11 protein-coding genes are annotated in these 12,641 nt (G+C 40.6%); 7 read left to right on the top strand and 4 right to left on the bottom strand.

Annotated elements, in window-relative coordinates; genetic code table 11:
• The first annotated feature begins 21 nt into the window (after window positions 1–21).
• The 3 genes from AB4153_RS07440 (at window position 22) to AB4153_RS07430 (ending at window position 4,046) form a co-directional block, all read left to right on the top strand.
• Window positions 22–876, top strand: a complete 855-nt coding sequence (locus tag AB4153_RS07440; protein WP_102526972.1) for a mannosyl-3-phosphoglycerate phosphatase — start codon at window positions 22–24, stop codon at window positions 874–876.
• Window position 877: 1 nt separating this feature from the next.
• On the top strand, window positions 878–2,098 hold the full coding sequence (locus AB4153_RS07435; protein WP_102526971.1) for a glycosyl transferase: 1,221 nt from the start codon (window positions 878–880) through the stop codon (window positions 2,096–2,098).
• A gap of 205 nt (window positions 2,099–2,303) precedes the next feature.
• Window positions 2,304–4,046: a sugar phosphorylase gene (locus AB4153_RS07430; RefSeq protein ID WP_102529614.1), complete on the top strand. Its 1,743-nt coding sequence runs from the start codon at window positions 2,304–2,306 to the stop codon at window positions 4,044–4,046.
• A 128-nt stretch (window positions 4,047–4,174) separates the two neighbouring features.
• Here AB4153_RS07430 and AB4153_RS07425 read toward each other — a convergent pair whose 3' ends face one another.
• On the bottom strand, window positions 4,175–5,629 hold the full coding sequence (locus AB4153_RS07425) for a methyl-accepting chemotaxis protein (RefSeq protein ID WP_371996892.1): 1,455 nt from the start codon (window positions 5,627–5,629) through the stop codon (window positions 4,175–4,177).
• 357 nt (window positions 5,630–5,986) lie between these two features.
• The gene (locus AB4153_RS07420; protein ID WP_303516394.1) at window positions 5,987–7,960 is read right to left on the bottom strand and encodes a diguanylate cyclase; all 1,974 of its coding nucleotides are present in this window, start codon (window positions 7,958–7,960) and stop codon (window positions 5,987–5,989) included.
• A 439-nt stretch (window positions 7,961–8,399) separates the two neighbouring features.
• On the opposite strand from AB4153_RS07420, the gene AB4153_RS07415 reads away from it, so the two are divergent.
• From AB4153_RS07415 to AB4153_RS07405, 3 genes are all read left to right on the top strand, one after another.
• Window positions 8,400–8,750 carry a DUF4870 domain-containing protein gene (locus AB4153_RS07415; RefSeq protein ID WP_229370595.1) on the top strand — a complete coding sequence of 117 codons (351 nt, stop codon included), beginning with the start codon at window positions 8,400–8,402 and terminating at the stop codon, window positions 8,748–8,750.
• Between the two features lie 85 nt (window positions 8,751–8,835).
• On the top strand, window positions 8,836–9,492 hold the full coding sequence (locus tag AB4153_RS07410; protein WP_102529618.1) for a Bax inhibitor-1 family protein: 657 nt from the start codon (window positions 8,836–8,838) through the stop codon (window positions 9,490–9,492).
• 45 nt (window positions 9,493–9,537) lie between these two features.
• Window positions 9,538–10,170, top strand: coding sequence for a GNAT family N-acetyltransferase (locus tag AB4153_RS07405; protein ID WP_371996889.1), 633 nt, complete (start codon window positions 9,538–9,540; stop codon window positions 10,168–10,170).
• A gap of 19 nt (window positions 10,171–10,189) precedes the next feature.
• Here the strand turns inward: AB4153_RS07405 and AB4153_RS07400 are convergent, their stop codons facing one another.
• Both AB4153_RS07400 and AB4153_RS07395 read right to left on the bottom strand, forming a co-directional pair.
• Window positions 10,190–10,735, bottom strand: coding sequence for an NADPH-dependent FMN reductase (locus AB4153_RS07400; protein ID WP_303516399.1), 546 nt, complete (start codon window positions 10,733–10,735; stop codon window positions 10,190–10,192).
• Between the two features lie 62 nt (window positions 10,736–10,797).
• The gene (locus tag AB4153_RS07395) at window positions 10,798–11,202 is read right to left on the bottom strand and encodes a VOC family protein (RefSeq protein ID WP_102529620.1); all 405 of its coding nucleotides are present in this window, start codon (window positions 11,200–11,202) and stop codon (window positions 10,798–10,800) included.
• A gap of 265 nt (window positions 11,203–11,467) precedes the next feature.
• Between AB4153_RS07395 and AB4153_RS07390 the strand changes: the two genes are divergently transcribed.
• The gene (locus AB4153_RS07390) at window positions 11,468–12,370 is read left to right on the top strand and encodes a LysR family transcriptional regulator (RefSeq protein ID WP_371996886.1); all 903 of its coding nucleotides are present in this window, start codon (window positions 11,468–11,470) and stop codon (window positions 12,368–12,370) included.
• Window positions 12,371–12,641 lie beyond the last annotated feature (271 nt).

Below are 12,641 nucleotides of genomic sequence, written 5' to 3'. Positions count from 1 at the left end.
TGCGAACGGAAGGGAATAAATATGACGACAAGACCGCTTATTTTTACCGACATGGATGGCACGTTACTGGATCATTACGATTATAGCTTTTCGAGTGCAATCGGGGTGATTGAGGCTTTGGTAGAAAAACAAATTCCCATCATTGCGAATACTAGTAAAACCTTTGCTGAAATGGAAAAAATCCAACAGACAATTGGTTTCAATTCTCCTTTTATTTCCGAAAATGGCGCGGTGGTTTATATCCCCATCGGCTATTTTGATACCCAACCTGCTGATACATTTACCCAAGGGTACTATTGGGTAAAAGAGTTTTGTGAACCCCGCGAACATTGGCTACAGCTATTAGATTCAAAGGCGAGTGATTTTGCCAGCGACTATATTGGCTTTTCAACTTTAACTGCAGAAGAGTTATGTGAATTTACTGATTTATCAGCTGAAAAGGCGACCTTAGCCTTAGTGAGACATTATTCCGAACCTGTACTTTGGACGGCCGATGAAAGCCGAAAAAGAGCCTTTATAGAACATATGAACAGCCTTGGAGCGAACATGCTTCAAGGAGGTCGTTTTTTACATGTGGGTGGTCATACAGATAAAGGTCGCGCAATGGATTGGCTTGCGCAAGTGTATGCAGACAAGTATCAAACCAGCGTGCAAACCATCGCCCTAGGCGACAGTGGTAATGACAGCGCCATGTTAGAGGCCGCTGATGTGGCAATTCAAATTAAGTCACCCACTCATACTTTTCCAAAAATCATCACAGACAACAAAACCATGCAGAGCGAGCATTATGGCCCTAAAGGTTGGGCTGAATGTTTGCAGGCCTTGTTATTAGAGTCATCGACATCCACACCATCATTCACACTTGAGGAGGCATAATATGGCCGATTTCTACCAAAATGGCATTGTTACTACGCTACATAACTTAACTCAGCGTACCCATGATGAAATGGAAAAGGACTTACTCAAGTTTTCTAAAACCCGTCCTTTAGGCTTGATCTTGCCTTCATTATATTCAGAGCTTGAAGGCGAAGCCTTACCGCAGATAATCAGTAAGTTAAAAGAAGTACCCTATCTCAGTGAGATTGTTATTGGGCTTGATAGGGCCGATAAAGAGCAATATAAGCAAGCGCTTGGTTTCTTTAATCAACTGCCGCAACATCATCGAGTATTGTGGAATGATGGCCCTAGATTACAGGCATTAGATGCCAAACTGAGTAAGTTAGGTTTAGCACCAAAAGAACTCGGTAAAGGACGAAATGTCTGGTATTGCATGGGTTACACCTTAGCGTCTGGTAAAACGGAATCGGTGGCACTGCATGATTGCGATATTGTCACTTATGAAAAATCATTACTTGCTCGTCTGTTATACCCAGTGGCCAATCCACAGTTTAATTACGAATTTAGTAAAGGTTTTTATGCCCGTATGTCGGATGGAAAAATCAATGGCCGCGTATCACGATTACTAGTGACCCCATTGATTAAGGCACTTCAGAGGGTTTTAGGACACAATGAATATCTAGAATATATGGACAGTTTTCGTTACCCATTGGCGGGTGAGTTTTCATTTCGCCGTGACGTATTAAACGATCTGCGTATTCCTAGCGATTGGGGTCTCGAAATTGGTGTGCTCAGTGAAATGCACCGTAACTATGCTCATAATCGTATTTGTCAGGTGGATATTGCGGATAATTATGATCATAAGCATCAGGATTTATCCTTAGATAATGCTGAGGCTGGCTTATCTAAAATGTCGATCGATATCACTAAGGCTTTCTTTAGAAAACTCGCCACTCAAGGTGAAACCTTTAATACAGAAGCCTTTAGAACCTTAAAAGCCACTTATTACCGTATCGCACTCGATTACGTAGAAACCTATCATAATGATGCGTTGATGAATGGGCTCACTACTGATATTCATACTGAAGAAAAAGCAGTAGAAATGTTCACCCAAAATATTGTCACAGCAGGGCAACGCTTTTTAGATAATCCGATGGAAACGCCGTTCATGCCAACGTGGAGCCGCGTGATTAGCGCAATGCCGGATGTACTCGAACAGCTTAAAGCCGCTGTCGAAGCAGATAACGCCGAGTTCATGTAAGTTATGAGTGTTGGGTTTTCTGGTCTATGGTTTTCACTGCAAAGTCCTTAAACGATTTAGTACTTAGATTAAGTACCTAGATTAAGTACCTAGGTTTAGTACCTAGGTTTAGTGCTTAGATTTAGCGCTTAGATTTAGTTGCTAAAGCCGCTGGCTTCAAGGGCTTGGTAGTGAGTAGAAATGACTCAGGTTAGAAGAAAGACAAATGACAGAATTAGAATGTTTAAAACACAAGCTTACACAGCAACTTGATAGCATCTATAAAGATGTTGAATTAGCGCTTGAAAGCGATGAGATCGCTGATGCTTTAATTGATGCAATGCGTATCGAGCAAGGTGGATTTACCCCGAAACCGTTTAGTAATCATTGGTCAGAACAAGATGTGGTGATGATTACCTACGGTGACAGCATCATGTGTCCGAATCAAAATCCGCTCGCGACCTTATCTGAATTTATGGACACTCATCTTGAGTGCATTAATTCGGTGCATATATTGCCGTTTTTTCCGTTTAGCTCGGACGATGGTTTTGCTGTTATCGATTATTCCAGTGTCAATGATGGCTTAGGGGACTGGTCTGATATTGAGACGATTGCTGCAAAGCGCAGGTTGATGTCTGATTTAGTGATAAACCATTGCTCTAGCCGAAGTGCATGGTTTCAAAACTTCATTAAAGGTGAAGGAGTCGGTCACGATTACTTTTTTACTGCCAATGTCGAAGATGACTTGGCAGAAGTCGTGCGCCCAAGAACCTCTGATTTACTCAAGCCGACACAAACCAGTAAAGGCTTGCAGCATGTGTGGTGTACGTTCAGCCATGACCAAGTCGATTTTGATTTTAGAAACCCACAAGTCTTGTTGGAATTTGTGCGGATTATTCGTCAGTATCTTGATGCTGGAGTGAATATATTTCGCTTAGATGCTGTCGCTTTTTTATGGAAAATCGTTGGCACCAAATCCATTAATTTGCCGCAAACCCATGAGGTGATCCGCCTGCTGCGCACGCTTATCGAGCACGCACAACATGATGCAGTCGTTATCACTGAAACGAATATTCCTAATACTCAAAACTTGACCTATTTTGGTAATGCTAACGAAGCCCACTGTATTTATAATTTCTCTTTGCCGCCGTTACTTATCAATACTTTGATTACAGGTAGTTGTTTGTATTTAAAGCGTTGGCAAATGAGTATGCCACCAGCGCAAGACGGTACCACTTATTTCAATTTTATTGCTTCTCATGACGGTGTTGGTTTACGGCCAGTGGAAGGGATATTGGAAGATGAAGAGATCAAGGTGTTGGTGGACACCATGACCTTATTTGGTGGCAAAATTTCCAGCCGAACCAGCGAAGATGGCCAGAAAAAACCTTATGAAATGAACATAGCGTTAATTGACGCGCTGCAAGGGACGACAAAGGGTAAAGATCAGTTTGGTTTGGCGCGATTTACCTGTGCCCATGCAATTATGTTAGGGCTGGAAGGTATCCCTGGTATTTATATTCACAGTTTACTCGGTACGGGGAATGATTATGAAAAACTCGCTAACACCTCCCATAATCGTTCTATCAATCGTCACCGCTGGGATTGTCAGGCGCTTAATGGTCTATTAGCTGATGAAAATAATGTTCACAGTAAGGTGTTAGCGTCATTAACTAAACTGATCAGCATTCGAACGAATCAAAAAGCATTTAACCCTAATGCGACTCAATTTACCTTGCATTTAGGCTTACAGTTATTTGGTTTTTGGCGTCAAAGCCGCGATCGAAGACAAAGTGTTTTTTGTATCAGTAACATCACCGATCAACCGATGGACTTACCCTTAGCCGAGCTTAATTTAATTGGCACAGAAACCTGGTTTGATTTGATTGATGGTGAAGTGATTAATGACATTACTGCAACGCAATTATTAGAGCCTTACCAAACCGTTTGGATCAGTAATGTGGCGTAATATCAGTTAAATAAATTTTGGATATTTAAACAAAAAACCAGCATGATTGCTGGTTTTTTTATTAGCTTAGTTAGTGAAGTACTCATTTAATTAATACTAAACACTATGGCATTGATGTGTAGACGCTGCTATTTTTCAGCAAGCGTGTACTGCTTCAAAATGTCATCAAGCCCAACAGACGATTGGGTTAAATTGGCTGCAAGTGCTACTGAGCGGTGAGCGGTTTCTCTAATGGTTTCTGCTTGGCCGCGAATATCGTTTAGCTGACCAGCAATATCACGTGATGCCGCGCTTTGTTCTTCTGATGAAGCTGCTATTTGTGAACTCATATCAAACACACTACTAATTGAAGTCACCATACTATCCACATCATGACCTACTGACTCAATTGCACTTCTACCTTGATCTGCTTGAGATACAATATCCGTGGTGATTTGCGATAAGGTATTGGTGTCTTTTTGTAGCCCTTCAATCATGGTTTGAATTTCAACCGTGGCTTGTTGGGTGCGACTTGCCAGGGTTCGCACTTCATCTGCTACCACTGCAAACCCTCGACCTTGTTCACCGGCTCGCGCTGCTTCGATAGCCGCGTTGAGCGCCAGTAAATTTGTTTGCTCTGAAATACTATTAATCGTGGTCACTACAGCACCAATATTGGCTGCCGCTTGAGATAACTCGCCTACCGAGGTTGAAGCTTCTGAGATTCGACTGGTTAGGGTACCAATACGATTAACTGCTTCAGCAATTTGAGCTTGGCTATTACTGGCTTGCGATGCGTTTTCTTGGCTTTGTTCAGACGTGCTGCTGGCATTATGGGATACATCTTCAATAGCGGCTGTCATTTGCGTCATCGCGACGGATACCGTATCTAAAAATTCGTGTTGATACTGAGTGAGTTCTTCACTTTGATTGGCTTGCTGATTAAATTCATTCGCCGCTTCAGACAGCGTTTGCGCATTAGCAGCAATTGCGGTGACCATTTCACTCATATTATCGGCGCTACGATCAATTTCACGGGCGATTAAGCTGAAATCATCAGTACCAAAAAAGTTAAGTCGTTGACTGAGGTCGCCGTCAGCAAGGCGCTTGATGGCAACATACATGTCCCATAATCCGCCACCGAGAGAGGTTGAAGTCCAATAGCACACTAAGTACAGCGGCAGTAAACCGATAAAGGCGAATAAGAGTGAGTTACTGGCGCTTGAGAGGGCATCGGCTTCTTGTTTAGCGACATTAACAGTGATGACTAATGCTTGGTTATTAATCGGGGCACTCACTGTGACATTGTCACCACTGCGGCGCGGTTGCATTAACGAGCCTATAGACGCATTGAGTTGTTGCGCATATTGAGATAGCTCTTGGCCTTCAAGGGATTGAAGTTGAGCGCTTTCGGCCAGTGCATTGGCTCTTGATTGGACTGATTGCTCTGAGGCCGATTTGATGTTTGTGGTGGTATTAAAGTAAGTACTAACGGCCACCGTCGCGGTAATCAGGGTGACTAAAGTGCAAATTACCCAAAATTTACCATTTAAGCTTAACTTGATCAGTATGGCATCGACTTTGCGAAAATTGATTTGTTTCATCTTAAATATTCCTTTACCAAAGCCAAACTTGAGCAGTGACTTCGTCTATTAAACTCACGATAATTTATTCTAGTTGAATCTGAATTATCTATGATTTAGTTAGCAGTATGAGCCCATGTACAGGTTATTAAAGTTCGGCTTTTCGGTAATATATTGTTGAGTCATATATTGTGAATCATGTAACAAGGCATGGTAACGCCAATGATTAACAATTAATTCGAGAGAGATCCCAGTATGCGTGTTTTATGTTTATGGCATAACGCGAATTCAGCTAAATCATCTAGTGAATGCAACTCTCTACAGTCAACTTGTATCGGCTAAATTTAAAAATAGTTTAATCAGTTTACTTGATCATACTCACAAATTAACTGGCTGTTTAATACTGATATCATCGTTGGCGTGCTTAAGATTCAAAGGGGCAATGACAGTCAACTTTTTACTATGTTCAAGTGAGTTAGCATCGAAAGCTTGAATCTGATTTCTCCCAGCCGCTTTAGCAGTGTATAGGGCAATGTCAGCATGCTTAAAAGCTAAGGTGGCATCATCTTGTACTTTCGAAATTCCACCACTCACAGTAAATTGCATCAATTCACTGTGAGCGATCATTTGTTTTAAGCGATTAAGTACAGCCTCCGCTTGTTCAAGAGAAGTATGAGGCATCAAAATGGCAAATTCTTCCCCGCCAATACGCGCAATAATGTCAGTTTCTCGGCATTGCGAAGTTAGAAAACTGGCTAAGTTTTTAAGTGCTACATCACCAACATCGTGACCATATTGGTCATTAATTTTTTTAAAAAAATCAATATCAATAATTCCTAAGCAGGCTTGATAATTACTATAGCGCTTAGTGAATATGTTAAGTTTAGTCAGTTCATCATCAAACTTTCTTCGATTCCATAAACCTGTTAATGGGTCAGACTCACTCTGATTTCTAAGGGTTTCTTCCAACTGCTTTCGCTGAGTAATATCAGTAAACGTAACCACATATTTTTTCACGCTGCCAAAACTATTTCTGAGTACTTGAATGCGTACCATCAAGGCGTATTCACTGCCTGACTTATTGGTTCCCATGACTTCACCTTGCCAATTATCTGTTTGCAAATGACGTTGAATTGCGACCATTTCCGTTTGCGAAAACTTCAGGTTTAACTTAGCCAGTGACTCGCCGATTAATTCATTAGCAGTAAAGCCTGAAACCCTCACAAATACTTGATTTGTTTTGACTAACTTAAAGCGCTTATCGGTAATAATGACACCGGCAATGCCATTAAAGGCAGCTTCCATGAGTTGCTGATTCATTTGATTATTTTCATGGCTGTTATAAATTTTGAAGAGATAGCTGCAAAATCCTAGTAAGAGCAATAGCAGCAAAATAGCCTTAGTTAGTAGGTTTTGTTTTTGTTCGGTGACATACGCAGAACTTGTCGGCGACGAAATAAGAATATATTTCCCTAATGGTGCATAAACGGCACTGAGTCCTAGCTCTGTATAAGAGTAAACCATGCTATCGATGGTTAAACGTCCTTCATCTGAAGACAATATTTGTTGCCATAAAACAGCAAAATCATTGGCAAGATTATGTTGTTCATCCGTGCTAAATAAATGGCCTAAGACTTCAGATGGCTTGTCACTGGCGAGTAAGTTGCCGTTTTCGTCAATGAACCGCGTTATAAAGGTGTCGCTTTGCATTTCTTCAATGGCATTAAGGATGTTATTCACACTGAGGTTGATGACGATATAGCCTTGACGTGCGTTGAGGTGATAAACAGGCATGATGATCCGTAAACTGGTTTGGATTGGCTTCATTAGCTGGCCGTTTTCAGTTTCAATATCAACAGGCCAGGTGCCTATTTCGCCTTGTTTAAGTGCTTGTGCATGCTGAAAATAAGCGCGTTTTGACTTATTTTCTAATTGAGATACAGGAATGCGCTCGATATTGTTTTGCTTATTATTGACCCTGATGAGCTCAATACCTGAAGCATCCAAATAGCGAATTTGTGAGTAAACATTTTCATTTTTAACAATGAAATAAAACATGTTTTCTAGTGCAGTGCGATTTCGGCTGCTTGGCGTTTGGCTGAATAACTCAATCTGTGGGCTGGTGGATATTTTTTTGATGATGTCGTCAACTTCTTCAATCACATCTGATAAGCGTTGAGATGAGAAAGCCAAACGTTGCTTATGACTGTCATTAATTCGAGTCAGCTGATCGGATGTAATCCGTTGATATTGGCTGAATACGTATAAAGATAAACTGATCGCAAAGAACAGCACTGTGCTAAAAATAAGCTTGAATACACGGATATTCTTATTTCGCAGGGTGTTATGCATAGGTCTTTGCTCACTTGTTTGGCTATGAAATTAGGGTTACTAATCTCTTCAGCTGCTACTTTATATGGGCCAAGAAACCGATAGTTACCTTTATGTGCCAAAGCAAGTTTGAGTATCAATGTTTTAAACTGATGGCATTTTACTGAGCAGATAAAATACTAACTAAGGCAATGTTTTTAAATGATTAATAAATTAAATTAAATTGAAATTTAAGCGCTGGAACTATTGCGGAACATGCTTATGCTGGTTAATCTAACTGCAGAACATATTGTTAGTCGAATAGTGAAGGATTGCTATTGAGTCAGTGAAAAGGAGCTTTCAAGGTTTTTCTTCACGCCTTTCTATATCCTCCTGTAACAAACTATTCCTAATATGCCTTCAATAACAATAATTTAATTATTTTTTAAAACAGCATAAAGCGAATGAAAAAGGATTCAACATGAGCGAAGAAACAAGTTTACAAGTCGAAGAAATTAACCAAGATTCTAAAAACCTAGCGCTACTTTGCTGGATTGGCACCATCTTTTTTGGTTTTATCCCTGGTTTAGTTTTATATCTGGTGAAAACTGATGATGAGTTTGTCCGTGAACAAGCAAAAGAGTCATTAAACTTATCGATTACGGTCATTATTGGTTACTTCATTTCAAGCCTGCTATTTATCATTGTCATTGGCATGTTAACTATGTTTGCTGTAGGTATTTTTAATCTAGTATTTTGTATTTTAGGTGCAATTGCAGCCTCTAAAGGTGACAGCATCAAAGTGCCTTATATTTTACGTTTAGTTAAGTAAATCAGAGTAAATTCATAGTGCTTGAACATCAGCATGGTGCCGTTATGCCATGCTGGTTAAGCGCCACACTTAAAAGGAATATTAAGTGGAAACAAATGTTTTTGACCGTAGGCATACCACGGATAATATTATCAGTGGGCCGCTGTATAATTTGGTCATAGGTTTAACCCTTTGTTGGGGTTTTGGCGTGAACTGGTGGATGGTAACGAACATCTCCCCAGAAGCCATTGCTTCAGTTAATTCTTGGGTGTTTTTTATTGGCTATTTTGCTTCATGTTTTCTCGGTATTTACCTGTTTTCATCGTCTGATAAACCGATTGTGAGTTTTATTGGCTACAACTTTGTTGTGGTGCCGTTTGGTTTTATCATCAATTTAGTCGTCAGTCAGTATGATGCGGCTTTAGTGTCTGAAGCGATTAGAATTACTGGCTTGGTCACCATTGGCATGATGTGTTTAGGCACATTGTTTCCCGCTTTTTTCAGTAAAATTGCCGGTGCGCTGACGATTGCACTCTTGCTGGTTATCGTGGTTGAACTGATTGAAATCTATGTATTTGGTATTCATCACGGCATATTAGATTGGATAGTGGTGCTGATTTTTTGTGGTTATATTGGTTATGACTGGGGTCGTGCTAATCAAATACCAAAAACCGTCGATAATGCTATCGACAGTGCTGCAGCGCTCTACATGGATATTATTAACTTGTTCCTGCGGATTTTACGGATTTTAGGTCGAAAATAATTTGCCTGTTACCGATATTCATTAAGGGCTGCAAGGCCCTTTTTTATGGGCTATCGAAAATATAAATGGGTGTTTGCTAAGGATGTGATGGCTCAAAGTGGCGTGTCACAGAATGATATGCAGGAGAATAGTTTGCAGGATAACGAGATGAAATTGATTAAACCTTGTATGCAGTATCAGGCAAGCTATTTGGCTTACATTACTGAACTAGCTGATGAAGAACGTTACCCATTTCCGCTTGATTTTGACTGTGATGATTTTGCGGCAATGCTACAAAAAAATCAGGATTTTGCTGATGGGGTTAATTTGCCTCAAGGCTATGTTGCCAGCGAAACCTATTGGCTAGTCGACGGAGTAGACTTAATCGGTGTAGCCAATTTACGCTTAACCCTTAATGACAACATAAGGCACTGTGGTGGTCATATTGGTATGGGGATCAGACCGAGTTATCGGGGTAAAGGTTTAGGGGCTAAATTGATGGCGCAAACTATCGCATTGGCAAAGGGTAAAGGCATGAATGAACTGCACATTCATTGCCATAAACACAATCAGGCGTCAGCGAAAATGATCATCGCCAATGGCGGCATATTGCACTCAGAAATAGAGATAGTAGCAGACAATGGCAATCAATCTAATAACGCTGTAGCAATAGTACAGCGCTATCGGGTTTGTAAATGAAGCTAAAACTGCTCAAGCTTTATGAGTTACTGACCAATTCACTGACTGCTTGAGTTAACTGTTGTACTAGCGCTGAGTCGGTTATTTCGCCTGTTGCAGCATCAAAGTTCTGATAAAAGCTAGGTACTGACATTGAGCCTTTCACGTCTGCGGCAAAATATGGGGCTGAACCCGTTGCAGCGGCTAAAACACTGCTGGCACCGCCAGGTCCTGGAGAGGTTGCTAGTAGTAAAGTTGGCTTACCTTGGAATACTTTTTGGTCGATACGCGATGTCCAATCAAATAAGTTTTTATATGCAGCGGTGTAAGAACCATTATGTTCGGCAAAAGAAATAACGATAGCGTCAGCTTGACCTATTTTGTCGAAAAAAGCCTTAGCTAGTGCTGGCTGGCCTAGCTCTTTCTCTCTATCTTCACTGAATAATGGAATTTCATAGTCATTAATGTCCAGTAATTCTACTTCGGCGTTATCGACTAATTTGGCTGCTTGGTTAGCGGCGTAATTAGCTAATTGTTTGTTAATTGATTGACGGCTACTGCTTGCTGCGAATGCTAAAATTTTCATGTAATTGCCTTATATGTCTAAGTCAGTTTTTCTATTTGTTCATTAATGGTTTCTGTAAAGGGTTAATGGATATCTAAGCCTTTATATTCAATAAACTCAACCACATTTCTATCAGGGTCTCTGATAAAGAAAGAGGTGCCATTGACATGCTTAATTGGTTCACCACTCAATGGAATGTTTAATTCAGCTAGCCTAGTTATCACCGCTGCTGCGCTCGTCACTTCTAATGCCACATGGGTATAGCCAGTATGTTTAGTCGGAATATCCATTAACACGTTAGTGTCAGTATCTGCGGCGTTCAAAATAAAGTTAATATTGACACCGCTAGGGTGCTCGATAATCGCAACCGGCTCAGGTCCTATTGGGCCGGCAATATAGTTAAATCCGAGTTGTGCATAAAATGCCTTTGATACTTCGAAATCTTTAACTCTTAAGCCGTAATGATTAATGCGTGTTATCTGTTCCATGGGGCTATTCCTTACAGTATCAATTAATTATTCAGTTAAGTGACTAGATGACTAGGAACTCATGAAGCTACTTTACGCAATAAACTGCTTATGATTAAGCCAGCAAAAGGGAAATTATTATTTCCATATGACTCGTAATAACCATTTTAAGTTTTAATTTTGGCTTTATTGGAACTAAAACTATTGCTAAATTGGTTATTCATTAACGCACTAATGGCTGCAGACAATTCGAATTACAGCTCTGTTGCTAGAAAAGGAATGTGAAGTGAAATTGGATACTAAGTTATTTGACGGAATCGTTATTTTCACACAGGTGATTGAATCTGGCAGTTTTTCAGAGGCAGCAGATAAAATGGGCCATTCAACTTCGCATATTAGCAAAGCAGTTACCCGCTTAGAGCAAAGGTTAAAAACCAGATTACTGCACCGTACAACGCGTTCATTAAGTTTAACGCCTGAAGGAAAACTGTTTCATCAACAGTGCCTGCAAATCGTCAGTGATGCTGAGCAGGCCGTGGTCATGCTCGACAGTAGCCAGCAAACGCCTTCGGGCACGTTAAAGTTAAGCTGTCCTGTGACATTTGGACTAAAGCACTTACAACCGATTCTATCGATGTATATGCGCTTATATCCTGAGGTTAAACTAGAGTTGGATTTCAGCGATCGCCATGTGGATTTAGTTCAAGATGGTTATGATTTAGCGATTAGAGCGACACATCAATTGGATGATTCCAGTCTGATTTGTAAGCGTATTAGTCAATTTAATGCCTATACCATTGCGACACCTGCTTACTTAGCTAAGTATGGAATACCGCAAACCCCAGCAGATCTCATTACTCATCAATGCATCTGTTATAGCAATCTAAAACAGCCAAATCGCTGGGTGTTCGAGCATCGAGAAAAAGAGACTGTGACCATTGATGTCCCGCAAGTCATTGGCTGTAATAATGCTGATATGGAGCTGGCAATGGTACTCGACCATCATGGTATATGCCGCTTGCCATCGTTTTATCTTGGCGATGCATTGGCAGAAAATAAACTGACATTACTGTTTGAAGATTACCTTCAACCTGAAATTGATATCTATGCCATCTACCCAAGCCGTAAGCATTTAACCCCCAAAGTTAGAAGTTTTATTGATTTGCTGGTGGAGCAAATGCCGGCTTAAAGCACACGTGCCTAAGCTACTTCAAGATGCACGGTTCTGCCCCAAAACTTGTTAGCAGCTTTAGTTAGCTAATGATTTTATTTGAATAGAATCTAAATCAAAATCTAAATCAAGATCTTAATCAAGGTCTTAATCAAGGTCGTGGCGCTTCGCCCACACCAGACGAAAGGGAAACAACAGCATTTCCCTTTTCGATATCCCTTGCCGCTCCGACGAAATTTAAACAGCAAAATTTCCAACGGAGAATGATCCAGCTTTAAACTTCATTTTG

It is taken from the genome of Shewanella sp. 10N.286.52.E4, assembly GCF_041468785.1.
Classification (GTDB): domain Bacteria; phylum Pseudomonadota; class Gammaproteobacteria; order Enterobacterales; family Shewanellaceae; genus Shewanella; species Shewanella electrodiphila.
Note: the sequence above shows the minus strand (reverse complement) of the source record. Positions and strands in the feature narration are given on the sequence as shown.

Coding starts and splice junctions, on each gene's coding strand:
- AB4153_RS07440 (WP_102526972.1), top strand. CDS start 22: ATGACGACAAGACCGCTTATTTTTACCGACATGGATGGCACGTTACTG.
- AB4153_RS07435 (WP_102526971.1), top strand. CDS start 878: ATGGCCGATTTCTACCAAAATGGCATTGTTACTACGCTACATAACTTA.
- AB4153_RS07430 (WP_102529614.1), top strand. CDS start 2,304: ATGACAGAATTAGAATGTTTAAAACACAAGCTTACACAGCAACTTGAT.
- AB4153_RS07425 (WP_371996892.1), bottom strand. CDS start 5,629: ATGAAACAAATCAATTTTCGCAAAGTCGATGCCATACTGATCAAGTTA.
- AB4153_RS07420 (WP_303516394.1), bottom strand. CDS start 7,960: ATGCATAACACCCTGCGAAATAAGAATATCCGTGTATTCAAGCTTATT.
- AB4153_RS07415 (WP_229370595.1), top strand. CDS start 8,400: ATGAGCGAAGAAACAAGTTTACAAGTCGAAGAAATTAACCAAGATTCT.
- AB4153_RS07405 (WP_371996889.1), top strand. CDS start 9,538: ATGGGCTATCGAAAATATAAATGGGTGTTTGCTAAGGATGTGATGGCT.
- AB4153_RS07400 (WP_303516399.1), bottom strand. CDS start 10,735: ATGAAAATTTTAGCATTCGCAGCAAGCAGTAGCCGTCAATCAATTAAC.
- AB4153_RS07395 (WP_102529620.1), bottom strand. CDS start 11,202: ATGGAACAGATAACACGCATTAATCATTACGGCTTAAGAGTTAAAGAT.